The 25286-nt window shown below is 52.5% G+C and carries 26 protein-coding genes; 17 read left to right on the top strand and 9 right to left on the bottom strand.

The features are described 5' to 3' along the window. Positions 1–37: 37 nt before the first annotated feature. The 3 genes from FJ147_02930 to FJ147_02920 all read left to right on the top strand — a co-directional run bounded on the left by FJ147_02930 (position 38) and on the right by FJ147_02920 (position 3625). Positions 38–2221: a hypothetical protein gene (locus tag FJ147_02930; GenBank protein MBM4254832.1), complete on the top strand. Its 2184-nt coding sequence runs from the start codon at positions 38–40 to the stop codon at positions 2219–2221. A 62-nt stretch (positions 2222–2283) separates the two neighbouring features. Then, a complete protein-coding gene (locus FJ147_02925; GenBank protein ID MBM4254831.1) occupies positions 2284–3105 on the top strand; it encodes a hypothetical protein in 822 nt (273 codons plus the stop codon). A 166-nt stretch (positions 3106–3271) separates the two neighbouring features. Beyond that, positions 3272–3625: a 4Fe-4S dicluster domain-containing protein gene (locus FJ147_02920; GenBank protein MBM4254830.1), complete on the top strand. Its 354-nt coding sequence runs from the start codon at positions 3272–3274 to the stop codon at positions 3623–3625. Positions 3626–3739: 114 nt separating this feature from the next. Here the strand turns inward: FJ147_02920 and FJ147_02915 are convergent, their stop codons facing one another. Together FJ147_02915 and FJ147_02910 are read right to left on the bottom strand one after the other, a co-directional pair. Next, complete coding sequence (locus tag FJ147_02915) at positions 3740–4348, bottom strand: 2-hydroxychromene-2-carboxylate isomerase (protein ID MBM4254829.1); 609 nt, start codon at positions 4346–4348, stop codon at positions 3740–3742. Positions 4349–4361: 13 nt separating this feature from the next. Beyond that, complete coding sequence (locus FJ147_02910; protein MBM4254828.1) at positions 4362–5204, bottom strand: alpha/beta hydrolase; 843 nt, start codon at positions 5202–5204, stop codon at positions 4362–4364. A 36-nt stretch (positions 5205–5240) separates the two neighbouring features. Between FJ147_02910 and FJ147_02905 the strand changes: the two genes are divergently transcribed. The 4 genes from FJ147_02905 to FJ147_02890 all read left to right on the top strand — a co-directional run bounded on the left by FJ147_02905 (position 5241) and on the right by FJ147_02890 (position 7933). Further along, positions 5241–5843 carry a dephospho-CoA kinase gene (locus FJ147_02905; GenBank protein MBM4254827.1) on the top strand — a complete coding sequence of 201 codons (603 nt, stop codon included), beginning with the start codon at positions 5241–5243 and terminating at the stop codon, positions 5841–5843. A 108-nt stretch (positions 5844–5951) separates the two neighbouring features. Next, positions 5952–6614 carry an HAD family hydrolase gene (locus tag FJ147_02900; GenBank protein ID MBM4254826.1) on the top strand — a complete coding sequence of 221 codons (663 nt, stop codon included), beginning with the start codon at positions 5952–5954 and terminating at the stop codon, positions 6612–6614. A gap of 69 nt (positions 6615–6683) precedes the next feature. Continuing rightward, positions 6684–7418 carry a sigma-70 family RNA polymerase sigma factor gene (locus FJ147_02895; GenBank protein ID MBM4254825.1) on the top strand — a complete coding sequence of 245 codons (735 nt, stop codon included), beginning with the start codon at positions 6684–6686 and terminating at the stop codon, positions 7416–7418. Further along, positions 7415–7933, top strand: a complete 519-nt coding sequence (locus tag FJ147_02890) for a hypothetical protein (protein MBM4254824.1) — start codon at positions 7415–7417, stop codon at positions 7931–7933. The genes FJ147_02895 and FJ147_02890 overlap by 4 nt, the downstream gene beginning before the upstream one ends. A gap of 250 nt (positions 7934–8183) precedes the next feature. Here the strand turns inward: FJ147_02890 and FJ147_02885 are convergent, their stop codons facing one another. The 5 genes from FJ147_02885 to FJ147_02865 all read right to left on the bottom strand — a co-directional run bounded on the left by FJ147_02885 (position 8184) and on the right by FJ147_02865 (position 11426). Then, on the bottom strand, positions 8184–8309 hold the full coding sequence (locus tag FJ147_02885) for a hypothetical protein (GenBank protein MBM4254823.1): 126 nt from the start codon (positions 8307–8309) through the stop codon (positions 8184–8186). A gap of 18 nt (positions 8310–8327) precedes the next feature. Beyond that, positions 8328–8564, bottom strand: a complete 237-nt coding sequence (locus FJ147_02880; GenBank protein ID MBM4254822.1) for a hypothetical protein — start codon at positions 8562–8564, stop codon at positions 8328–8330. A 42-nt stretch (positions 8565–8606) separates the two neighbouring features. Then, complete coding sequence (locus FJ147_02875) at positions 8607–9737, bottom strand: cobalamin-independent methionine synthase II family protein (GenBank protein ID MBM4254821.1); 1131 nt, start codon at positions 9735–9737, stop codon at positions 8607–8609. A gap of 10 nt (positions 9738–9747) precedes the next feature. Next, positions 9748–10563, bottom strand: a complete 816-nt coding sequence (locus tag FJ147_02870) for an enoyl-CoA hydratase/isomerase family protein (protein MBM4254820.1) — start codon at positions 10561–10563, stop codon at positions 9748–9750. 92 nt (positions 10564–10655) lie between these two features. After that, a complete protein-coding gene (locus tag FJ147_02865; protein ID MBM4254819.1) occupies positions 10656–11426 on the bottom strand; it encodes an SDR family oxidoreductase in 771 nt (256 codons plus the stop codon). A gap of 168 nt (positions 11427–11594) precedes the next feature. On the opposite strand from FJ147_02865, the gene FJ147_02860 reads away from it, so the two are divergent. The 8 genes from FJ147_02860 (at position 11595) to FJ147_02825 (ending at position 22182) form a co-directional block, all read left to right on the top strand. Further along, positions 11595–12347 (top strand): enoyl-CoA hydratase/isomerase family protein, encoded by a 753-nt coding sequence (locus FJ147_02860; GenBank protein MBM4254818.1) that lies wholly within the window; start codon positions 11595–11597, stop codon positions 12345–12347. Between the two features lie 85 nt (positions 12348–12432). Next, complete coding sequence (locus FJ147_02855; GenBank protein MBM4254817.1) at positions 12433–13761, top strand: 4-hydroxybutyrate CoA-transferase; 1329 nt, start codon at positions 12433–12435, stop codon at positions 13759–13761. A 134-nt stretch (positions 13762–13895) separates the two neighbouring features. Further along, positions 13896–15050 (top strand): acyl-CoA dehydrogenase, encoded by a 1155-nt coding sequence (locus FJ147_02850; GenBank protein ID MBM4254816.1) that lies wholly within the window; start codon positions 13896–13898, stop codon positions 15048–15050. 143 nt (positions 15051–15193) lie between these two features. After that, positions 15194–16219 carry a TIGR03617 family F420-dependent LLM class oxidoreductase gene (locus FJ147_02845; GenBank protein ID MBM4254815.1) on the top strand — a complete coding sequence of 342 codons (1026 nt, stop codon included), beginning with the start codon at positions 15194–15196 and terminating at the stop codon, positions 16217–16219. 141 nt (positions 16220–16360) lie between these two features. Further along, positions 16361–17590, top strand: coding sequence for a thiolase (locus tag FJ147_02840; GenBank protein ID MBM4254814.1), 1230 nt, complete (start codon positions 16361–16363; stop codon positions 17588–17590). A 103-nt stretch (positions 17591–17693) separates the two neighbouring features. Then, on the top strand, positions 17694–18164 hold the full coding sequence (locus tag FJ147_02835; protein ID MBM4254813.1) for a hypothetical protein: 471 nt from the start codon (positions 17694–17696) through the stop codon (positions 18162–18164). Between the two features lie 440 nt (positions 18165–18604). Next, complete coding sequence (locus tag FJ147_02830) at positions 18605–20491, top strand: response regulator (protein MBM4254812.1); 1887 nt, start codon at positions 18605–18607, stop codon at positions 20489–20491. Between the two features lie 14 nt (positions 20492–20505). Further along, the gene (locus FJ147_02825; GenBank protein MBM4254811.1) at positions 20506–22182 is read left to right on the top strand and encodes a response regulator; all 1677 of its coding nucleotides are present in this window, start codon (positions 20506–20508) and stop codon (positions 22180–22182) included. 15 nt (positions 22183–22197) lie between these two features. Here FJ147_02825 and mscL read toward each other — a convergent pair whose 3' ends face one another. After that, on the bottom strand, positions 22198–22614 hold the full coding sequence (gene mscL / locus FJ147_02820) for a large conductance mechanosensitive channel protein MscL (protein ID MBM4254810.1): 417 nt from the start codon (positions 22612–22614) through the stop codon (positions 22198–22200). 114 nt (positions 22615–22728) lie between these two features. Then, the gene (locus FJ147_02815) at positions 22729–23886 is read right to left on the bottom strand and encodes a HAMP domain-containing histidine kinase (protein ID MBM4254809.1); all 1158 of its coding nucleotides are present in this window, start codon (positions 23884–23886) and stop codon (positions 22729–22731) included. A 61-nt stretch (positions 23887–23947) separates the two neighbouring features. On the opposite strand from FJ147_02815, the gene FJ147_02810 reads away from it, so the two are divergent. Further along, a complete protein-coding gene (locus tag FJ147_02810) occupies positions 23948–24718 on the top strand; it encodes a hypothetical protein (GenBank protein ID MBM4254808.1) in 771 nt (256 codons plus the stop codon). 2 nt (positions 24719–24720) lie between these two features. After that, on the top strand, positions 24721–25221 hold the full coding sequence (locus tag FJ147_02805) for an isoprenylcysteine carboxylmethyltransferase family protein (protein ID MBM4254807.1): 501 nt from the start codon (positions 24721–24723) through the stop codon (positions 25219–25221). Positions 25222–25286 lie beyond the last annotated feature (65 nt).

The following is a 25286-nucleotide window of genomic DNA, read 5'->3' as shown; positions in this document are numbered from 1 at the left end:
GGAGGCAGAATTCACTCTCAGGCTCGGAGGATCGCTCATGTCCACCTCAAATGCCGCAACCATTATTCAACAAGCTCGCTCGCACAATCGTCAGCTTCTCTCTGAAGTCGAAGCAAAAGCCCTGCTCAGCGCTGCCACCGTTCCTGTCGTGCCAACCGAACTCGCGCGGACGCACGATGAAGCTATCACCCTCGCGCAAAAACTTGGGTTCCCAGTCGTCTTAAAGATCTGCTCATCAGAGGTCGTCCATAAAAGCGACGTCGGTGGCGTGAAGCTCAACCTCACAACTCCCGATGCTGTGGGAAATGCCTTCGACGACATTCTGCAGGCAGTCAAACGATCACAACCCGCCGCTGCCCTCGACGGCGTTTCAGTCCAGCCGATGGCCAAGTCTGGCGTGGAGGTCATTGTCGGATTGACGACAGATCCGCAATTCGGACCAGTGTGTATGTTCGGTCTTGGCGGGATCTCCGTTGAAATCTTGAAAGATGTCGCCTTTCGTTTGGCTCCGCTCCGTCTACAAGATGCCCACGCCATGATCCGTGAGATACAAGGGTTCCCGCTACTTACAGGGCATCGTGGACAACCTGCGGTTGATCTTGACGCGTTAGCAAACTTATTGTTACAGATCTCAGTCTTACCTGAGACGCACCCTGAGATCAAAGAACTCGACCTCAACCCAGTATTCGCGTACGCTAACGGGTGTCTTGCCGTTGACGCTCGGATCGCATTGCATGGTGCGCAAATTCCCGCTCCGCCACGCCCCCTCTCTCTCGCAACTCGCACTGCCCTTGATCGCGCGTTTAATCCGAAAGCAGTTGCCGTCATCGGCGACAAACGAGCAATGAACTACATGTGGCTGCGCGCGCAAAGCACGTTCAAAGGGAAAGTGTATTCCGTGCAGATCGATGAACGTGAGATCCCCGGTATCACTGCGCTCGGTGTTGTCAATTACAAGAGTCTAGCTGATATTCCTGAACCGATTGATTACGTCATGACTGCCGTTCCCCGACAGGTCGCACCACGTATCGTTGCCGACTGCGCTGCACAAAAAGTTGGGGGCATGATGCTCTTCACTTCGGGTTTCTCTGAAGTTGGGGATGAAGAGGGCAAAAAGCTTGAACACGCGATGGTCGAAACCGCCCGTTCGGCCGGGATGGTATTGATTGGCCCCAATTGCATGGGTCTCTACCATCCACGCCTCGGTTTACGGAATTACGCAGAGCTTCCCGCTGGTGAGTCTGGCACTGTTGGCTTTATCGGCCAAAGTGGCACCCACGTCATCACATTTAGTTTATCTGCGCCAAATCATGGCGTAAAAATCAGCAAGGCGGTCAGCTTTGGGAATGCTGCAGTACTCGATGCGAGTGATTACCTCGACTACCTCGCGGCTGACAACGAAACGCAGATCATTGGAATGTATCTGGAAGGCGTACGCGAGGGACGCCGGTTCTTCTCGCTTCTTCGTGAAGTGGCGGCGAAAAAACCAGTGGTAATTTGGAAAGGTGGGCGCAGCGAAGCCGGCAAGCGTGCGGTCTCCTCCCACACAGGATCGCTGGCAATCCCGACCGCGGTATGGGATGCGATGGTCCGTCAAGCTGGAGCGGTGTCAGCGGAAACCTTTGACGAAGCCATTGATGCCATCAAGCTCCTTCACCTTGCCAAAGCAACAACCGGCACCCGTGTCGGGTTGGTGGCGATGAGCGGGGGTCCTTCTGTATCGATCACTGATGCGTTCGAACATGCTGGACTCATTGTTCCTGAACTCAGCGAAGCCTCATACCAGGAACTTTCTTCTTTCTTCACCGTTATTGGCGGTAGCTTCCGCAACCCACTCGACTCTGGCTACACTATTGGAATGGGCCAAAGTGTCGATAACTTAGAGCGACTCTTTACTATTCTTGATCGGGACCCAAATATTGACGTGATTGTCATGGACACCGGAGCCGGATTGGTTGCAGGACAATGGTTGGCACATCCGCAAACGTTAACGACGTTGCTCGATGCATTGGATCGTTTTGCCACACGTTCCGCCAAGCCGTTTTTCGCTGTCTTACAGCCGTTTGCTCATGAAGCAGCATTAGTGGAAATACGAAACCAGTTCCATGCGCGAGGCATCGCAACGTACACGACTCATCAGCGGGCTGGCCGTGCGTTACGTTTGGCCACAGATTATTGGCGATTTCACTCTGATATTAATGGCAAGAATGTTGCAAAATGAGCAACATATCGATAAAACTACAATCTAGGTGAGGGGAAATCCTTCGAATGGAGGGTCTACATATGCGCGAGTACCTTATTTTTACACGACCTCTTGCCGGCTTAGTGATCGGAGCAGTTATCGCTGTCGGCGTAGCGTGGTTTGCAAGTGCCGTCTACCGCGAAGGCAATCTGTTCGCGCCGCTGGTTGCACTTGTCTTGACGATGGGTATTCCGTTTCTCCTGTACCAAGAACAGCCGAAACGGCTCACATATGCGCTGCTCACTGCAGCTCTGTTTACGTTGCTTTCATTTCTCACACTGGTGATTGGTGGACAACCAACTGGGCTCACTGTCTTTGGGCTAGGCCTAACGGCAATTGCCATTCTTGTCGGTATCGATATGGTTCTGCAAGACTTTGGCAGCCGACTGACAATCTCCCCGCGCTTTTCCTATAGTGCAGCCGCCATCTTCCTCCTTATCGCGGTACCGTTGAGCACACGCTTGGTGGTACGAGAACATCAGCTCGCCGTTGAAGAAGATGAAGCGCTGATCCGCACGGTTGCGCAGAACATGCACCCGCAAGGAAACGCCATTGTTTTTGAGCAAATCAGCCCAGTGCAGAAAGAGAAACTGAAGAAGTTAGTGTCAGTCCGAACGAAAGGAAAAACCTACAACCTCGCGGATGCGGAAGTCGAATCGGTTGTCGAGGAACGCACAGTCCGGCGGCAGAATCGTAAACAGAATCAGCCTGCGGTCGTTAGTCGTGCGCAAGAAGAGCGCATGCGTTTGATCCTGAGTCTTCAGGGCGCCAAGCTGCCAGATGACATCACGCTGTTTTCACGCCGCGGCCCAATCACGACAAGTGAACAGCGCGTTGCCCTGGACACAAAGAACCCAGGATAAGGCAGTAGATCTCATGTAATATCCTGCCTGAACCTCCCACCTTAAAGCTGACTCCGTCATTGACCTTCTCCAGGTGATACGATAACCAAAGGGGCGCTTGACGGAGTCAGCAAAGTCTACGTTTCCAACTTTCGAATACAACAGATTGGTGACAAGGAGAGAAACAATGGCCTATACGATCACGAGGCTATGCCGTGACTGTGTGGATACTGGATGCGTTGCCGTGTGCCCGGTCGATTGCATTTATGAGTATACGGGAAGCGACAGAAACACGTATCCCAATCAGCTCTATATTCATCCCGATGAATGCATTGATTGTGGTGCCTGTGAACCAGAGTGTCCGTACCAAGCAATCTTCGAAGAAGTGTCAGTTCCGGGCGTTTTCAAAGACGATATTAAGATCAACTACGCAACAAAAGATAACGGCAGCGATTTCAAAGTCGCTCAACACAAGAAAATTCCTCATCCAACCGCAGACCAAGTCGCGGCTAACAAGAAGAAATGGGGATGGGCCGGATAAGACTAGGGGCTAGGGGTTAGGTGCTAGGGGTTAGGGGAAACGGCAAGTCAAAAGTCAAAACGCAAAAGTCAAAATTAGCCGCCCCAGCACCCACCACCTAGCACCCACCACCTCTTACTTTCCTGTCCGCCGGAGTTCCTCTTCCACCAACACAATCCGATCATTCCCAAAAAACATCGCGCCATTCACAAAGATCGTCGGCGTGCCAAAGCCGCCGCGTGCAATGACTTCGTCGGTATTCACTCGGATACGATCTTTGTATTCCTGCCGGTTGATCTTGTCGAAATACTCGTTCGCATCAAGCCCAGCCTCTTGCACAATGCCACGGAGGACCTCATCTTTGCTGATGTCCTTGTCCTCTCCCCAATACGACTCAAATACCCGATAACTGTAGGGGAGAAACTTCTCAGGGTGTTCAAGCGCGACGATAGCACCGCGCAGGGCTTTGATCGAATTCACCGGGAATACGGTCGGGCTGAGAATCGTAATCCCATAAAATCGCGCCCAGTCTTGTAGATCTTTGGCCGAGTACTTGGCTTTGGCCGGGACCCCTTTCTCGCGGAATTCGTACACTGACGGATTCACCGTATTAAAAATTCCCCCAACAAGAATCGGCCGCCATTCTAACGTTGCATTGTATTTCTGGCAGACCCCATGGATTTTGGTGAATGCCAAATAGGTCCATGGACTCGAATAATCATAAAAGAATTCGACTTTTGCCATTCCTCTCTCCTTTTTACTCACACAGAAAATTGACTAACAGCTTGTTAAATTCTTGGGCGTAGCGAATATGGATGTTGTGTTTGCCTTCAGGGAACAGATACAGACGCGAGTTAGCTATCCCCTTCTGCAATACATCTGTATGAAAGAGTGGAACTAGGGGATCTTTCGCGCCATGCAACAGAAACGTCGGGCAGCGAATCAGATGCAACCGCTTCTGACAAAGTTCTCCCCCGGCACGATAGATCGCCTGCATCGCATCGCACCAGCGTGACCACAAGTCTTGCAATTCATCTCCGTACACAGCACTCATCTCGTCGACCATGCGTTGCGGCCACGACAACAGCAGGCGCGTCTCTTCATAAGCCGCAATATCTTCGTGAGCGAGGTAGGCGTTTCCACCCCACGGAATTAGTTTTGTCACTTGTTGTGGTCGTTGCAATGTCAGCAACATGGCGATAATTGCTCCATCGCTCCAGCCGCCAACAGCGTACGATTGCAGCCCCAGTGTCTCCATCAACACGGCGAAGTCCTGTGCATCATGCTCATAGAAATCAAGCGGAAACTGTCGCACTGGAGGACGAGATTTGCCATATCCGCGTGCATCAGGACTAATCACCCGTATACCGTGTTGGGGAAGCTGCTCAAGTTGTGGCGCAAAGTCTGTCTGCCCTGTTCCCAACGCTCCAGGAATCAACAACAACGGCGGTCCTTGTCCACGATCTTCATAATACAAATCGACCCCACGGACGGGTGCATACGGCATGCGCGTGCCCTCCAAACGGCCTTGACTGATAGCATGTTCCTCAGAGCGAGAGAACCCGGCGTCTCTCTTGCAGAAGCCTGACATCTCTGCCACAACAAGGCAACGATACTCTCTGATACACGAGGACGCATGAAAACCATTGGACTCACTGGTGGTATTGGTTCAGGAAAAAGTACAGTCTCGCAACTGCTCAGCGAACTCGGAGCATTTGTGATCGACGCGGACAAAGTTGGCCACGAAATCTACCTGCCTGGCAAGGAAGCATGGAAGCAGGTCGCCGCTGCCTTTGGCCAAGACATCCTTGCTCCAGACCAAACCATCGATCGCAAAAAACTGGGGGCTATCGTTTTCGGCAGTGATGATGCCCGCAAAAAGCTCAATTCGATTGTCCACCCCTTGATGTTTCAGGACATCTCACGTCGCATCAAAGAGAAACGAAGCGAGGGCTTTACCACGCCAATTGTGGTCGAAGCCGCCATTTTGATTGAAGCCAATTGGCTGCCACTGGCTGACGAAGTCTGGTTGGTGGTGACCAATAAAAATGCGGTCATCGATCGTGTTGCCACGCAACGGGGTATGTCTGCCAAAGATACCGAAGCGCGCATCGCCAGCCAACTGTCTGATGCTGAACGCCGCAAATATGCTAATCTTGTCATTGAGAATGATGGTTCGTTAGAAAACCTCAAGCAAAAAGTCCAGACTGCGTGGAGTCGAGTTACCTCGAAGAATTAAAAATTAAAAATGCAAAATGGGCGGAACGTGTCTTTGTCCTCAATTTTTTATTGTTAATTTTTCATTCTTCATTTTCCACCCTATAGCCTTCAGCTTTGCTTTTTCTCTATGAACCCACACCACATCAAAGGCATTATCTTCGACGTCGACGGGACGATCGCCAACTCGGTCGAGTTTTTCTACGAGATCGCGCTTGAAGTGCTCAGTATCGCTGGAGCTCCGCCAGTTGAGAAAGAAAGCGTCTACGCATTGATGCGGGTTGGCGATAACTCTCCTTTAGAGAAACTCTTTCCCCCTGATTATCCCGATGCCGTTGGCACGATGAAGCGCATTTTCGATGAGCGCATGGGTGAGTGGATGCGTCGTTATCATGACGAAACTACGGCTATTCCTGGCAGTATTGAGCTTCTTCACGATCTCCACGCACGTGGCTTTCAGCTTGGGATTGCCACCTCATCAGGTCGCGCCCTGCCCTTTCTCGATCGCTGGGGTGTCCGACATTTGTTCGGAGGGATCGTCGGGCGTGAAGATGTCGAGATTCGCAAACCTCATCCTGAACCCATTCACAAATGCCTCGGTCATTTAGGACGAGCCCCGCAGGAAACGGTGTATATCGGCGATTCGCCTATCGACATTCAAGCCGGGAAAGCGGCTGGGGTCTACACGATCGGGGTTCTGACCGGCACGAGTCCGCATGACGTGTTGCACCTCGAAGGTCCTGACCATATCCTCCCTAGTGTTGCAGAGCTGCATTCCATCCTCTCACGCTAACATCGGGAACTTTCCCCACACTCACTCGTTATTGGCAGGAAAGTCCCCGGTCGGTGTGCTGGGGTATAAGTGACAACGCAGGAAAGGAACCGTTTGTCTCAGCACCCAGACAAAAGGGGTCCAGTCCAGAACCTTGCTGAAGGACTTCAGACCGCATCGTCTTCCGCTGATCGTCCTGTATCAGAGGTCGAGGACCTTCAACTTGTGCTCCGGGCCAAGGCTGGGGAACAGGAAGCGTTTGGCGTGTTAGTACAACGACATGGGAAGGCAGTATTGAATCTGATCGACAAGATGATACGTGACCGGACGATCGTTGAAGATTTGTGGCAGGAAACATTTGTGCGTGCCTTAGAGAATTTGCATACATACGAACCACGAACACCAACAGACGGTGAGAAAGGGCCAAGCTTTGTTTCGTGGCTCTATCGGATCGCTTCTAACCTCACTTTGGATGAACTGCGTCGACGTGGACGTTGGCGGATGTTTTCGTGGAGCAGTCTCAAACCGCGACGCTCCAATGAATCAGAGTCAGATGAAGAGTATGATCCTCCAGCTGACCAACCGGATGCCGTCGCACTACTTGCGTCTCGCGAAGATATCCACCGCGTCCGCGCCGCCCTCGACTCATTGGCCCCAGAATGGCGTATGATGCTCGTCATGCGCGAATATCAAGATCTGCCATACGAGGAGATTGCCGCAATCCTCAACGTCCCGATCGGGACAGTACGCTCACGTATAGCGCGTGCGCGTGAGCAACTTCGTCAAGCGTTGGAAAAGCAACTCAGTTGGAGGGCCGTGGGATGACGTGTCGTCACTGCCAGCCATTACTGAGCCCCTATCTTGACCGCGCTCTTTCTTCTGAGGAACACCAGAAGGTTCTGTCACACCTTACCCAATGCCTTACCTGTACGAAGCAACTCCAACAGCTAGAGGAAAATCGGCAACTCATTCGCATGCTGCCAGCAGTTGAAATTCCGCAGGAGCTAGAAGCGCGGTTATTGTCCAAAGTCCAAAGTCGACAATCCACCATCCGCCATCCGCCATCTGCAATCCATAGATGGTGGCACGAGTGGCCTATGCTCTCTTTTGGGACTGTCGCAACCTGCGCGGCGTCCCTCCTATTCTATTTCGCCATGATGCAGGCTCCATCAAAAGTGTCGGCTGAAGAAGTCGTCTCCAGCATGGACCAACTTATTGGCACGTTAGACCCTGATGAAGGCGAACGTGCCATTGCCGAAGAAACCCCGGACGAGGCGATACCGGAGTGGTCGAATGAAATTGAGAGTGACTTATTCGAGAATGAAAATGAACAGGATTAAATGTCTCCTCATGATATTTCTCACTCTCTGTGTCGCACAAGAGGAAGCCGTATTAGCTCAATCTTCTCCCCAAGGAGAAGAGCGGACCTTCGCTCCTCGTCGTCCGTTCGCGGCAGAGAACAGCGAACAAGACGGCCCCAGAGGCAATCGCCCACGACGCGGGGCAGGGTTTCTCGGCGAGAGGTTTGAGCAACGTCGCGAGGTACGCCGACAACGAATCGAACGCGCGCGCAATATGGCGCGTCGGTTGTTAAATGATCCCAACACCTCTGCTGATGTGAAAGCGAAGGCTCGTCGACTTGATAGCGTACTCGCCGAGCGTGATGCACTCGAAGATGAACTTGTTGCCAAACGGCAAGCCTTTCTTCGTGATCATCGCCAAGATCTCGATGAGTTACGACAACTGCGGGAGCGTGCAGAAATCCTTCGGCAAAACTTGCGTTCTGCTCGCGAGAAAACCATTGCGGAAAACCTCCCCAAGATTCAGGAACTTCGTCGTCTCACCGATGAAGCTCGCCAGACAGCACAGGAGCTGCGGCAGCAGTTTCGCGGTGGTCAACGTGGGCAAGGGATGGAGGACAACTAAACCCTCGGGTGCTCGAGCCATCGCGTCATTGAGTAATTTTTTCATTGGCTCGATCACCCGATGACACGATGACCCGATTCTGTGCTGTTACCAAAGCTGCCGCGATGCAATCCGCGCACCTTCGGCCATCGCCTTCAATTTCTCCCAGGTGATGTTCGGATCAACGTCAGAAAGGCCAGCGAAGGTAGAAAACCCACAGTCCGTGCCAGCGATCACATTCTCACGTCCGATCACCTCAGCAAACCGGCAGATACGCTCAGCGACAAGCTCAGGATGTTCAATGTAGTTCGTCGTGGAATCAAGAACACCAGGGATCAACACTTTCCCATCAGGCAACTTCACCTCGCGAAACACCTTCCATTCGTGTGCATGTCGAGGATTGGCAGCTTCAAAGGAAAGACCAGAAGGTCGCGCTTTCAAGACAATATCGATGATGTCTCGTAGTGGAATATCGCGATGGTGCGGCCCTGCGTAGTTTCCCCAACAGAGATGCAACCGCATCCGATCCGGAGGAATATCCGCAAGTGCATGATTAAGGGCTGCAATATGCAACTCAGCGGTCTTGCGAAAGTCAGCAACACTCTCATTGGCAAACTGCAAGTGACGCCCCATCGCCAGATCAGGACAATCGACTTGTAAAACGAATCCAGCCTGATAAATAGCGTTGTACTCGTCCTTCATCACATGGGCCAAGGCTTCCAAATAAGCAGCATGACTTGGATAGTAGTCATTCTTGAGAAAGAGCGAAATCACTCCAGGTGAAGCAGCGCTCATGAAAGCTTCGGTTGGTTCTACGCCTTGCAGCGCGGCTTTGAAGGTAGCGATCTCTGTGTCGATCGCCTCCTTATCTTTGTAGGCGATCGGACCAGTGCAGGCCGGACGTTGCGCAGTGACACGGTAGACACGGCGCGCATACTCAGGAAAGTCCAATACATCCGCCGCCCGCATCGGTCCAGCTTTACCATCGAAGCCAGTGAGGCGATCTTTGACGTAGGTTGAGTAACCGACCTTTCCCGCTTCGCCGTCGTTCACAATATCGACACCACACTCGATCTGCTTTCGTACGACTTCCGCAGTTGCCGTTTGCACCCGTTGTGCAAAGACAGCCTGGCCCTGCACTTCACCTTTGTCTTTGGCATAAAGCATCGTCACCAAATTCTCAGGGCGCGGCAAACTACCAGTGTGGGTCGTGAGCATACGGTCGGTGCTCCGTCTCATGATCTCCTCCTCACGCATCTTCATACTTCGGCTCACGCTTCTCTAAAAATGCAGCGATACCTTCTTTGACATCGTTCGTGCGGGTTGTGAGAATCTGGTTACGATCTTCCATCGCGATTGCGGCGTCGAGCGTTGGCGCATCGACAGAATAGCGTAAGCATTCTTTCGTCAGCCGTACTCCGAGCGGAGAATTGCGGAGGATCTTTCGCGCCATGTCTTCTGCAGCACGATCGAGTTCAGCTTCTGGGACAACCCGTGAAACCAGACCTGTCGCTAGCGCACGTTGTGCATCGATGAAGTCTCCGGTCAGCAACAATTCTGATGCGATCGACGAACCAACGATACGCGGGAGGAAGTAGCTGACACCGATATCACAGGCTGAGAGACCAATACGAATAAAGGCAGCATTCATGCGGGCTGATTCACTGGCAATACGAATGTCACTCGCTAACGCCAACGCGAACCCTCCGCCTGAGGCTGGGCCGTTCACCGTAGCAATAAACGGCTGGGGCAACCGATGAATCTTCATCGCCAGCTCGGCAATACGGCGTTGGTCGCGCAGCCCTTGCGCAACCGTCTCACGTCCACTCGCGGCACTGCTTCCTGCACTGGTCTCTTTGAGATCGAGCCCAGCGCAGAAGGCTCGTCCCGCCCCACGCAGAATCACAACTCGTATACTATGATCGTCATGCAGTTCATCAAAGACAGCATGGAGTTCATTCACCAGCGTCGTGCTGAGGGCATTGAGCGCATGTGGACGATTGAGCACGAGCCACAGCAGGCCGCCGTCGCGACGAAGGTCTAGGGTTTCGTATTGTGTGTTCATCCGTTATTCCTTGCAGGTTCTCAGTTGTCAGTATAAGTAGCAACCTGTATGGATACCTCTTTTCTACTGACTACTGAATGCTGACTACTTTTTCAAATTAGCGACCGTGACTGACACCCATCCACGTTGATACACGCACCGGCAATCCAGCGTGCCCGTTCGGAAGCAAGGAACACCACGACGTCTGCAACTTCGTCTACGGTTCCAAAGCGACCAAACGGCAGTTCAGCTTTAACAAAGGCAGCAATGCCCTCTGGGTTATCCTTTTGGCGTTTTTCCCACGATCCTCCTGGAAAGAGAATTGATCCCGGCGCCACACTGTTGACGCGAATTCCTTGTGGTGCGAGTTCTCGTGCCATTTCTTTGGAGAGGCTAATCATCGCCGCCTTCGCCGCGTTATACGTCATCGGCCCCCCCCATTCGCGACCATACACTGAGGCGATGTTAATCACACACCCACTTTGCTGCACACTCATCAAGGGAACTACAAGACGACATAACTCTAAGGCAGAGAAGAAATTAAGGTGAAAGCCACCCAACCAGTCTTCCCGCGACGCAGTCAGATTCCCACCTGGACGAGAGCCACCAGCATTGTTGATCAGAATATCGACTTTACCAAAGTGCTTTTGTGTTTCTCTCACCCAACGATGGGCATCGCCAGCGTCGGTGACATCGCCCGCAACGGCGAGCGCGGCGGTATTTTTCTGTTGCACTTCGAGTGCAACCTGATCTAGCGTATCCTTCCCACGGGCGCAGAGACTCAGACAACAGCCCTCTGCTGCGAACTCCAGCGCGATCGCTCGCCCGATACCGCGACTTGCACCACTTATCATTACCACCTTCCCTTTTAATCCAAGCTCCATAATTTCCCCCTAAGAGTGGGGAATGGGGATTGGGGATTGGGGATTGGTAAAGGAAGTGTCGCTACTCGCTTCGAGTGTACCAGCCCCTAACCCCGAGTCCCTAGCCCCAGTTTGATATGCTATTAGCGGAATGACGCGACCCTTGCCAGGGTTCCGAGGCTGGGCTACATGGAGACTCCTGCGGCAAAGGAGGTATCCATGCCAGATCATTTCTTATTCGATAAAGATGGACGTATTGCCACGATTACTTTTAATCGGCCAGAAAAACGTAATCCGCTCAACGAAGGAGTCCTGCTCGAACTTGAAGGCATATTGCAGCAGGTTCGTGACGATAAAGACATTCGCGTAGTGATTTTGACCGGCACGGGCAACACCTTTTGTGCTGGTGCGGATCTTTCATTGGTGAAGGGCATTACTGACCCAGCGGAACGTCATCGCATTTTCGCCCCAATCGGCAAAGTCCGAGCGCGGCTGGTCGGACGAGTGCTCGATACTTTAGCCAATCTTGAACAAGTCACTATCGCTGCCGTCAATGGCTATGCCGCTGGCGGTGGCTGGTCTTTTACCTTGGCGTGTGACCTACGGGTTGCTGTCGAAGAAGCAGAGTTTTGGTTCCCTGAGGTTGATCTCGGAGTGCCCTTAAGCCCAACGTCAACCGCGTATGTGGTTGCGCATGTCGGCCCTGCCCTCGCCAAGGAAATCATCATTGGTTGTCGCCGCTTCAAGGCAGCCGAACTCCTCACGATGGGCATGCTCAACCGCGTCGTCAAAAAGGCAGAACTCATGCCAACTGTTAGTGAATTAGCGCAGAGCTTAGCTAAGAAGAATCCGAATGCGGTGATGGTTTCCAAAGCAACAGTGAATGCCCTGGCACTGGGACAAACTGTGCTTCGACCAGATTTGTTGATGACACGGGACTAAAAACAGGGGTCGGGGGCCCGAGGTCGGCCCTCTGACTCTGGACTCTAAACTTTGGACCTTAGACTTTGGACTTTGGACATTCTTTATGGACTGGCAAAACGAATACACAAGTCGTCTGACAACCGCCGACCTGGCAGTTAAAGCCGTCAAATCAGGTGATCGCGTTGCGATCCCTGTCTACTCAAGCCCTACACTTACCGCTGGAGCATTGGCACATCGACTGAACGAGTTGAAAGGCGTTACGGTCGCAATAGGCGCCGCAGCAACAGATCTGCCGTGGTATAAGCCCGAGGCGGCTTCGGCCTTTATGATCGAGCCCTGGTACACCAGCCCGTACTTACCGAAAGCCATCCGCCAGATGATCAATGAGCATCGCAGTGATCACCGTGTGTGCCCCAGCGCGCTGCTGAGCAAAGCTTTCGACGAGGGACGAAGCGATGCTCCTCTTCCAGATGTGGTGCTCCTTGATGTCTCACCGCCGGATCACAACGGGTTTGTCAGTTTAGGCGGCGGTGTGTGGGATAAAAAAGAACTCGTCAAATATGCCAAGATGTCGATTGCCGAGGTGAACAAAAGTTTCATCCGCACTGGCGGTGACAACTTCATTCACCTCAGCGAGATTGATCACTTTATCGAGTTACCAGGATCAGAAGAGTTTCGCCCACCGTTTCCTGAAGTCGAACTGAGCGACACCGTCAAAAAGATTGCCGCGTTCGTTGCGCCGTTGATTCGTGATGGCGATACAATTGAAGTGGGTGCCGGCAGCACCAGTGAAGCGATTGTCACAGCCGGTATCTTTGCTGAACGCAATGATATGGGGTGGCATACCGAACGTATTCCACGTGGAGGTGTGGCGCTCATCCAGAAAGGCATTTTCAACGGCGCTAACAAAACGCTCCACAAAGGCAGAGCCGTCGCGACTGCTGTAGCATTTAGCCGGGAAGAACGGGACTTCGTTCATCAAAACCCCCACATTGAACTGTACGGCGTTGCCTATGTGAACCATCTCCGCACGATCGCGGCCCACGACAACATGGTCGCCATCAATAATGCCCTGCGGGTCGATCTCACCGGCCAAGTGGTCGCAGATTCCTTTGGCCCGCAGATGTTCACTGGCACTGGTGGATTGCCTGAGTATGCCATTGCCTCCGTGTACGCCAAGAATGGGCGTTCAATTGTCGTGTTGCCATCCGTCACTTCAGACGGGAAAATCTCCCGAATTGTGCCGCTGATTGAAGAAGGGAGTTTCATCACCTCTCCACGACAATTTACTGATTACGTTGTCACCGAGTACGGCGTCGCAAAACTCTTCGGCAAGACACAACGGCGTCGCGCTGAGGAGTTGATCGCCATCGCCCATCCAGATTTTCGGCCTGAGCTTGAGAAAGTTGCTCGACGAACATTCTGGCCATAAGAAGGCAATGAAAAATTAAGAATGAAGAATTAAGATTATGCGGAATGAAGATAGAGCCTTCGTGTAGGCTTTCTCGTTTTTCATTTTTAATTGTTAATTATGAATTCTTCATTCTCCGACGAAGGAGGAGTGTAATGCCTAGCAAAGAACAATGTCCTGAAATTCGCAGTGAGATTCGTAAGTTCTGCAGCAAGTATGGAGACGAGTACTGGCGCAAGCTTGATAAAGCAAACAAGTACCCCGAACAGTTTGTTGATGAGCTGACCGCAGCCGGCTGGCTGGGCGCACTCATTCCTGAGCAGTACGGCGGCTCGGGTCTGTCAATGAAAGAAGCCAGCGTTATCCTCGAAGAGATTAACCGCTCGGGTGGCAACTCTGCTGCCTGTCATGCGCAGATGTACATCATGGGGTCACTCTTGCGACATGGGAGCGAAGAACAGAAGCGCAAGTATCTGCCCAAAATTGCGAAAGGAGAAATTCGCCTCCAGGCCTTCGGTGTCACCGAACCTGACGCCGGTTCTGATACCACCCATATCCGAACGTTCGCTAAGAAAGAGGGCGACTATTACGTCGTCAACGGCGGCAAGATTTTTACTTCCCGCGTGCAGCATTCTGACATGTTGTTACTGTTGGCCCGCACCACGCCTTACGATCAGTGCGAAAAGAAGACGATGGGCATGAGTATCTTTCTCGTCGATCTGCGCGCAGCAGGCGATACCGTCGAAGTGCGGCCGATTGATGCGATGATCAACCATGAAACGAACCAATTGTTTTTCCGCGATCTCAAAGTGCCAAAGGAAAATCTCATTGGTGAAGAGGGTCGTGGCTTCTATTACATCCTCGATGGTATGAACGCCGAGCGCATCTTGGTCGCTTCAGAATCAATCGGTGACGGTCGCTGGTTCATTGACCGCGCGGTGCGTTACGGCAAAGAGCGGGTGATCTTTGGCCGACCAATCGCGCAGAATCAAGGGATTCAATTCCCTATTGCGCAGTCATACGCCCAAATTGAGGCCGCAGATTTGATGCGTTTCCGCGCCGCGGAGATGTTCGATGCTGGTGAGCCATGTGGCCCAGAAGCGAACATGGCAAAACTGCTCGCCTCACAAGCAGCGTGGGCGGCAGCCAATGCCGCACTTGATACGCACGGTGGCTACGGCTTTGCGGCAGAATACGACATTGAGCGCAAGTTCCGTGAAGCGCGTTTGTTCTCGGTTGCGCCAATCTCGAACAACATGGTGCTGAATTTCGTGGCCGAGCACGTGCTTGGGATGCCGAGGAGCTATTAGGCTCTGGGATTTAGGCTTTAGGCTTTGGGGAAAAAGAACGAAGAGAAAGTTTCGGATTCTCCCGTAGTCACTTGATCCTCTCTTTTTTTCTTGTCCAAAAGCCCAGAGCCTAGAGCCCAACGCCTCAAAAAGGAGGGAACCCAATGAAGGTCGATACCGCTTTTTTCCCGTCAAACTTTGATGCAGCCGCGCAGCTTGCCTGTAAGACCGAAGATGCGGGTTTCGACGGTTTGTGGAGTACCGAGACCAGCCATGATCCGTTTTTTCCACTGGTCGTTGCCGCTCGTGAAACCCAACGGATCACTCTTGGTACTGGTATCGCCATTGTCTTTCCACGCAGTCCTATGGTTCTGGCAAATATATGCTGGGATCTGCAAGCCAACTCAAACGGGCGCTTTATCCTTGGGCTGGGAACCCAAGTCAAAGGTCACAACGAGCGCCGTTTCAGCGTGAAGTGGGTCTCTCCAGTCAAACGTCTTCGTGAAGTCATTCTGTCTTTACGAGCGATCTGGGACTCCTGGCAAAATAATAGCAAGCTCAATTTCATCGGCGAGTTTTATCAGTTCACGCTGATGACGCCATTCTTTAACCCTGGCCCGATCGCACATCCAGAGATTCCCATTTACATCTCGGGCCTGAATCCGCAGATTACGCAACTGGCTGGTGAGCTCTGTGAAGGGTTCTACATTCACGGCTTTCACTCAGCCAAATACATTAATGAAACGGTTGTCCCTAACTTGCAAAAAGGCTTAGCGAAAGCGGGCCGTAAACGTGAAGAGCTGTCGCTGATTACTGGGACCTTTATCGCCAGCGGTGCCACTCGCGATGAAGTCGAAAAAGCCAAACAACCAGTGAAACAACAGATTGCTTTTTACGCTTCGACGCGCACCTACAAAGGGGTGCTCGATGCCCATGGCTGGGGCGATACCTGTTATCGCTTGAATGAAAAAGCTGCCAAAGGCCAATGGCATGAGATGGCCGCCGAGATTACCGACGATATGCTCGAAGAACTCGCTATTGTCGGCACCTATGACGAAATCGCTAAGAAACTCGCAGCGCGCTACAAAGGCGTGCTCGATCGCGTTGTCGTTGGCCTGGGCTCGCCAGAACGACAAGATGGCGGGCGAGCACAAGAGTTTGTTCAAGAAATCAGGAAGCAGATGATGTAACAACAGCTCGTGCCGAGTTCGATTATTGAGTCATTGAGCCATCTGGCCATTGAGTCATTGTTTGAAGACCGCATTTTTCAATGATCCACTGGCTCGATGCCCCGATGATTCAATCTTTTCAAAATCAGGAGGAAAAAAAGGATGGGAGCACTGACCGATAAATATTGCATTGTCGGCGTTGGAGAAACACCGCACATGCGACCATCGAATCGCACAACGCTATCGATGGCGTGTGAAGCAGTGAAAAAAGCCATGGCCGATGCTGGGCTGGAGCCGCGCGACATCGACGGCATGACCAGTTATCAAGCTGGCGATTCTACCAGCTCGAATCACGTCGCCACCTCGCTTGGCATTCGGCTCAATTACTCGCTCGACATTTTTGGTGGTGGGTCCAGTACCGAAGCACTGGTCGGGCACGCTATCGGTTTGTTAGAGGCTGGCTATTGTAAGACTATTGTGATCTTCCGTTCGATGAATGGTCGCTCTGGCCGCCGTATGGGCGGCCAAGCGCCAAGTGGTCCGGTGCCGCCAACCCAAGCTGCAGGCGATAATCAGTTTTACATGCACTGGGGATGGACCACTCCTGCACAGTGGTTTGGCATGTCGGCGATGCGCTATTTGCGTGACACCGGAGCAACGACCAAGACATTTGCCGAAGTGGCTGTCGCGCATCGTTATCATGCCAGTCTTAACCCCAAAGCGATTATGCGGGCACCAATCACCATCGAAGACCACCAACGTGCGCGTTGGGTCTCAAAGCCGTTTCGTTTGCTTGATTGCTGCCTCGAAACCGATGTCTCGGCAGCAATGATTATCACTTCGCGTGAACGGGCCTATGACTTGCGCCAGCCACCAGTGTTCATTATGGGCGGCACGGCGCGCACCATGGCTCCGAGTCCGGCCTGGAACTATTCTCGTCCAGAGATTCACTATGTTGCCGGTAACTATGGGCGGAATCGCCTGTTTGGCATGGCAGGCATCAGTCAGAAAGATGTGAACCTCATTTCTTGTTATGATGCCTTTACATTCACAACCATCATCCAACTCGAAGCCTACGGGTTCTGCGGTAAAGGCGAAGCCAAAGATTTCGTTCAAGGTGGACGGTTACAAATCGATCACGAATTACCCTCAAACCTCTCCGGTGGCCATCTCTCGGAAGGGTATACACATGGCATTAGCATGGTGATTGAGAACGTACGGCAACTGCGCCATCGCGTTGACGATGCCTGCCCGCGCGCAGCCGAGGGCAAACACACCTACGACCGCAAAGCAGGTTGTCGCCAGGTGAAGAATGCCCGTATCGCTGCCTGTTTAGGCTGGGGCACTGAAGCAACGTCGAGTTCCGTCATTTTGCGCGGGATTTCGGCATGACGACACCAGCACCACGGCTACGTAACACGTAACACGCAATACATAATACGGGTTACGTGAACCTTAAGCCAAGAAGCCGGTTCTCTTAAAGAAAGGATCTTCCATGCCCGGAGCAATTGATTACAGCAAAATTGTTATCGTTCCAGATTTTGATACTGCCGAGTGGTGGATGGGCACCAAACAACACAAATATCTCGTCCGCCAGTGCAAGACCTGTGGTCACAGATGGTTTCCTCCATTCCCAGCCTGTAGCAAATGCACGTCAATGGACCTCACCTGGTTTGAGACCGCAGGGCAAGGCGTTCTCCACAGTTACGTCGTGGTTACGCAACCCATTCTCAGCGCTTTTATCGAGACAGTTCCCTACGTTGTTGCCCTGATTGAGTTGGATGATTGTCACGAAGCAGATGGTTCTCTGGTTCGTGTTGCGGGTGTGATGATGAATGACGAAGCAGACGTCGCCATCGGTCTTCCGGTCGCGGTTGAATTTGAAACCACGAAAGATCCGAATATTGTTATTCCGCGCTGGAAAATCACCAGCACGGCAGAAAATACGTGGAAATTCACCGAATAGTCTCTGCTTTTCTCCCCGCCATGACGAACGAAGGGAATACGCCGGAATGCGAGTTCCCTTCGCCATTCATACGAACGGTCAGCCCCACGCAAAATCCTTCAACCCCTTGTCTGCACTTACGTTTTAAAGCGTGCGCAACAAGCACCGATAGGTACACCGTCAGAGCAGTGTCTCCATTTCCAAGCAGCCTGCAAAAGGACAGGTCGAAGGTTGATCCATACGTCGTAAGAAACAGACAGCCATGTACGTCGCACATCACACTTCGGATCTTTTATCGTCCGCGTCTCTCCCGTCTGAGGAAGGAGACCGCTTCACTGATCATCACAGACGTATCGAAGCTGCGTGCGTCAAAATGCTCTATACTCACGCGAAAACCGGGTTCGTCGCTTCGGTCGTCAATATCTGTATTATCCTAGGCATTTCGTGGGGAAGCATTCCCTATGCCTCTGCCTGTATATGGACAGCAGGGATTCTTGCCGTCTCCGTGTGGCTGGCGGCTTGTCCTTGTTCTCCAGTTCGAACGGGCAAATCCACAAGAAGAAGAAATTCTTCAGTGGCGGAAACCATTTCTTATCGGCACTACCGTCGCTGGAAGCGTGTGGGGCATCGGTGGAGTCCTGCTATTTCCCGCGCACCCCATTGAGCATCAGGTCTTTCTGATCTTCTTCTTGGGCGGCATGGCCGCAGGTGGAGTAGCAGTCTTATCCGCTGTCAAAGCAGCATTTTTTTGTTTCTTCATTCCTATCCTCTTACCAGTGACGCTCCGCGTGATCACCTCTGACGGTTCTATCGCGTTTGGTATGGGGCTCTTGTTATTGTCTTTCTCTCTCGTGATGATTTTCACGGCTCAGCATCTTCACATGTCACTTGTCGAGTCACTTCGCTTACGCTTCGAGAACATCAACCTGATCCAACATTACGCCTGGGCCAAAGAGCAAGCTGAAGCAGCAAATCAAGCGAAGTCACAATTCCTTGCCAACATGAGTCACGAGATCCGTACGCCGATGAACGGTATCATCGGTATGACTGAACTCTTATTCAACAGCGGGCTCAATGAGCAGCAAGCACGGTTTGTAAAAACCGTCCGGCATTCTGGAGAATCGCTCCTAGGCCTCATTAACGACATCCTCGATTTCTCCAAAATCGAAACTGGCAAACTCGAGTTAGAGCGTCTCAGCTTTAATCTCCGGGAAACCATCGACGAAGTTGTTGAATTACTTGCCGAACAAGCACGCAAGAAAGGGCTGACGCTCACCTGCAACCTCCAGCACGAAGTGCCAACACTTGTCGTCGGTGATCCATATCGGCTGCGGCAGATTCTCACCAATCTCCTTGGCAATGCGATTAAATTTACCCAACACGGGGAAGTCGTGGTTGAGGTTCAACGTTCAACCTCTGACGTTCACAGTTCTCCTTCCCGCACCTTGAACCTGGAACCCGGAATCGCGAACCAGTGTGAGTTACGTTTCTCCATTCGTGATACAGGGATCGGGCTTACCCCTGAAGCGCGCGCTCGACTTTTTCAACCTTTCACACAGGCGGATAATTCAACAACGCGAAAATACGGTGGGACTGGGCTTGGCTTAGCTATCGTCAAACAGTTGACCGAGCTCATGCACGGACAGGTGGGGGTCGAAAGTACGCTTGGCCAGGGCTCGACCTTTTGGTTCACTGCCCACTTTGCCCTGCAACCTCAACATCTTCCAGAAGGAACAGTATCGCCTCACAGCCACGTAAGTAATGAGCTTCCGAGTCGAGACCAACAAGCGAACCACGCTCCGCTTCCCACGACACCCCCACACGTTCTTTTGGTGGATGACAATCCTGTCAACCAAGAAGTCGCGCGTATTATGCTTGAGTTCTTCGGCTGTGACGTAGACCATGCCGCGACGGGAAAGGAAGCACTCGCCAAAGTTGCCGACACCTCCTATGACCTGATTCTGATGGACTGCCAAATGCCGGAGATGGATGGCTATGAGGCAACACGTACCATTCGCGAACAAGAGAAACAGTTATCAGCTCTCAGCAGTCAGGTATCTGTTTCGGGCGATTCCTCTCAGCATTCCGCACTGACAACTGACAACCGACAACTGCACGCTTTCCGTGTTCCCATCATCGCCATGACCGCCAACGCCATGACTGGCGATCGAGAGCAATGTCTTGCAGCGGGGATGGATGACTATCTCAGCAAACCATTCACGCAAGAACAACTAGCCGTAACGCTGAAGAAGTGGCTCCCTCGCATGCCTGTCCAGTCTCCTGAACAAAGCCACACGACACCAAAAGACTCCGATCACGCTCGCGCTGCACTCAGCTCGACCCTTTAGGAAGGATAACGACCATGACCGACACTCTCAATCATCACCGTCCCCCCCTCATTCTCGTGGTCGACGACGGCATGACAATCCGCTTGCTGGTTCGCGAAGCACTCGAACAAGCCGGCTTTCTGGTCGAAGAGGCCGAAGACGGACGACAAGCGTTGACGATGTTTCAACAACTCACGCCTGACCTCGTACTGCTGGACGTGATGATGCCCGAACTCGATGGTTTCCAGACTTGTGCAGCATTGCGCAAGATGCCACATGGGGAACACATTCCGATTGTTATGCTCACAGGTCTGGAAGACGAAGGATCTATTCATAAAGCCTATGAAGTTGGCGCTACTGACTTCATTACGAAGCCCATCAACTGGGTGCTTCTTGGCCACCGGGTTCGGTACCTGCTCCGCGCTAGTCGCGCATTTACAGAACTCCGCCAGAATGAAGAAGCTCTTCGTCAAGAAGTGCAGATTTCAACAACCCTCGCACAGGTCGGTCGAGATCTTACGTCCTCACTTGCAACTCCAGTCATCTTGGAACGTCTCTGTCAACTGACGGCGTCGGTTCTCGGCTGTGAGAGCAGTCACGCCTTGTTATGGAACTCCCAGCAAGATGCGTACACTCCCGTTGCCAGTTGGGGCTACTCTTCGGAGCAGTGGGCTATGTTGCGGAATTTTTCCGCTCCACGCACAACCGTACTCCCCTTTTTCCGCCACCTTGCGCGCGAAGAAGTTATTGCTCACAACAATACCCCGTCGTCTTCCCAAATTCCGTCGTCTCTCATGACCCCCTTTGGGTTCCGGGCTGCGCTCTGCCTGGTCCTCCGTCGTGGGAATGACGTCATTGGGGTACAAACTGTTGGGTCGCGCCGGAATATTCCCCACTTCACTCCTCAGCAGCATCGCCTCGCAATGGGAATCGCGCAATTTGCTTCGCTCGCATTGGAAAATGCCCGTCTCCTTGAACAAGCCGAAAGTGCCAACCGACTGAAGTCTGACTTTCTCGCTACTGTCTCTCATGAATTGCGGACCCCCTTACAGATTATTTTAGGCTACAAAGACCTGCTCCTAGAGCAGACCTTTGGGCCACTGACATCGGAACAAATAGAGACATTGCGCCGCCTGGAGCGCAGCGCCCAAGGACTCTTAGAACTGATCAATAACACGCTGCAAGTTGGGCGTTTGGAGGCTGGACAATTGCCGGTCGATATCAAAGAAGTTGCGGTTGCTCCACTGTTGATGGAGTTACAAAACGAGATGTGGGAATTGTTCCAGCAAAGTGGCTTGCAACTCGAATGTCGCACCGACCCCGAACTCCCAGCCGTCAATACGGATCCCAATAAACTAAAGGTTGTCATCAAAAACCTGATCGGCAACGCCATCAAATTTACCGAGAGAGGGAAGATCGTCGTGGACGTGCAAGCAAAAGGGGAAGGAATGGAGATTGCCGTTTCCGACACAGGGACCGGGATCTCGCCAGAAGATCTGGCGGTGATTTTTGAAGCGTTTAGACAGGGGGAACAAAAAGTGCTGACCCGGAGACACGGAGGGGTCGGACTCGGTCTCTACATCGTCAAGCGAATGCTCGAACTGTTAGGCGGGCAAGTCTCGGTGGAAAGTGTGCTAGGTCAGGGGTCAACGTTCCGCATTTGGTTACCACTGCAACGACCTGGCGCTATGCCGATTCCAGTGGCGGCATAGCGCGTTGGCGATCTTTTACTTTTTCAGCAGGTCGCGAATTTCAGCCAACAGTTTTTCCTGCGGCGTCGGTTCAGGTGGCGCTGGTGGTGGCGGCGGTGGCTGAGCCTTTAGTTTGTTGGCTGGCTTCACGATGAACAAGAACACTGCACCAGCCACAATGAGGAAGTTAATGATCGTGTTGATAAACAGGCCGATATTCCACGTCGGCGCACCTGCGGCTTTTGCTGCAGCCAGTGACTCAAAAGGTTTTCCAGAAAGACTCACAAACAGATTGGAAAAATCGACTCCACCGAGCACATACCCTACGGGCGGCATGATTACATCATCGACCAGTGATCCGATAATCTTTCCAAAGGCTGCACCAATAATGACACCAACCGCCAAGTCCAGGACATTCCCCTGAACGGCGAACTTCTTAAACTCTTCCCACATAGACTCTCCTTTCGCGTACAATTTTTTGCACTGATTTAGGCAACTGGCCTGGGAAGGTCAATAGGAGAATAGATAGAAATTTTTCTCTTTCTCAGGCATCTTTCCTCGTCTCTCTCAGTTGGTGTGTTTTGGGAAAATGATTGACATACAGGTTCCCTCACCAACAATGCTCTCCACCTCAACTCGCCCCCCGTGCGCTTCGACCAACGCCTTGACGATAAATAACCCTAAACCGGATCCTTCCCGCTTGCGATCCTTTTTCGCCGTTCGGTATTTCTCGAATACCACAGCAATCTCCTCAGGCGTCATCCCAGGTCCGCTATCGACCACAGAAACCCCTACCTTGTCCTCTCCTCGTGTGAAAGTACTGACTGTAACCTTCCCTCGCGCTGGAGTGAACTTCAAGGCGTTATGCACCAGATTGGTGACGACTCGCTCCAGCGCCAATGCATCCCCCATCACCGCTGGGAGGTCATCCGTCAGCGAGAAATCTAAGTCGATGTGGAGGCGTTGAGCCTCACGGCTGTATTGTCTACCAACGCGACGAATCACTTCTTGTAACGCAACCGCTCCTTTGGCAAAAATCAGTGGGCGGGTTTCAATCTTAGCGACATCAAGATAGTTCATGACTAATGTCGAGAGCGAAAACGCGCCACTGCGCAAGCTCAAGAGCATGTCGACCTCTTCCCGAGACGCACGGAGTTTTGCTTCACTCAGCAAGAGGTCCGCATACCCAACCACGACACTCAGTGGGCTGCGAATATCGTGCGCCAGCATTTCGAGAAAATCGGTACGTTGACGTTCGACGCTTTTCTTCTGTGAAATATCCTGGAGAACCATTTGGACGTGCGGCGTCTGATCACTACGGATAGGAAGTGCCCCAGAACGCACGGCGACAGGGATACGACTCCCATCTTTACGAACGACTTCCGCTTCCCAACTGAGAACCGTTTCACCTGCAACGCTGTGGTCTACACGTTGAAGGACAAGGGGGGCCGTCGACGGCGAGAAAAACTCCGAGCACGAGCGATCCGTCATTTCTTGGCGAGGATACCCGAAAAGCGCTTCAGCACGTCGATTGATGAGCAATATAGTACCGTCTCGATCACATACGATCAGCGCATCGATGGCGTTATCGAAAAGATCACGATAGCAACCGGCCAGGTCCAGCGCATCTGCAGAAGCTCGTTGATGAAGCGTTCCCTGTAACGCCTGCTCACGCCCTTGCCGAGCTATTGTTTCGTCCGGCCAATCATACTCTCGCTTCTTCACCTTGACCTCCCCATAAGAAACAGCTTAGGTGAGCCGCACATGTCTACGAAGGAGGCTCAGCATGTCGGAGATTCTGTGCTCGGTACAAGATGGCATTGCCACAATTACGATGAATCGCCCAGAGAAACGAAATGCGCTCAACACCGCCCTGATTGAAGGCTTTCGTACGATGTTTCAACAGTTGGAAACCAATCCCGAAGTTCGTGTTGTCGTCATCCGCGGAGAAGGAAAAGCCTTCTGCTCTGGTATCGACTTGCGCGAACTCAGTTCGCGACAACAAGCCGACGCGGACCCGGAAACCGGCGTTGTGCAGATCTTCCAACAGATTGAACGGTCGCGTCATCCAACCATTGCGATGGTCCAGGGCGATGCGCTCGCCGGGGGTTGCGAATTGGCCCTGCATTGTGATCTGCGTGTGGTCTCTGAGGTTGCGCGGTTCGGCATGCCCCTGGCTCGTTTGGGCTTGATCGTTCCTTTCCCACTCGGGCAGAAATTGGTCGAAATCATCGGGCCTGCGTTCACCAAACAAATCTTGCTCACCGGTCAGCCAGTTGAGGCGAAACGAGCCTATGAAATTGGAATGATTCATCATCTTGTCTCTCCCAGTGAGCTTGAAAGTACGACCTATGCCCTCGCACGAACGATTGCCGACAATGCGCCTCTCTCACTGGCAGGCATGAAAGCCGTCATTCTACGGGCAATCTCGCCACGTGAGACGATCAACGCCCGTGACCTCCATGAACTCGTCAGCCAGGCACGCAAGAGCGCCGACGCAAAAGAAGGAGTTCTCGCCATGCTCGAAAAACGCAAACCGCTTTTTCGTGGACATTGATCATGCTCTCGCTCGTGCGTTCGACACTGTCTGTGATTGTCATCGTGACCCTGCTCTTGGTGTGCGCTCCAGCGTACATGCTCCGCTGGGAGGCTCTCATACGCGGGGCATTGCAACCACTGTTGCCCTACAGTGGCGTGGTGCTGGTTGCTCTCGGACTTACCATCAGTTTCTCGGGCACATACTACTTGATGCGACGCGGAGGTGGTACCCCTCTGATGTGCAGAGGAACGCAACGGCTGGTAGTTGCAGGTCCCTATGCGTATCTTCAACACCCCATCCTGCTGGGCGTACTGGTTATGGTGTTTGGCGAAGCACTGTGGCTGTCGTCCGTCAGCGTTGGCACCTATGCTCTCGCGCTGACGATTATGAGTCATTATTATGTTGTTCACATTGAGGAGCCGCGGTTGATCCGACGATTTGGCCCCGACTATCGGGCCTATCAACGTGCTGTCCCTCGCTGGCTTCCTCATCGTACCTCGTGGGGAGACGAAGAACGCTAAGGTGCAATCTATCCGACTGAGATTAGTGCCCCACCTCTTCGTCTCTTTTGGTGAAGACAACGACT

Source organism: Deltaproteobacteria bacterium (genome assembly GCA_016874775.1).
In the GTDB taxonomy this organism is placed as follows: domain Bacteria; phylum Desulfobacterota; class Binatia; order Bin18; family Bin18; genus VGTJ01.
This window is presented reverse-complemented; position numbering and strand designations above follow the sequence as displayed.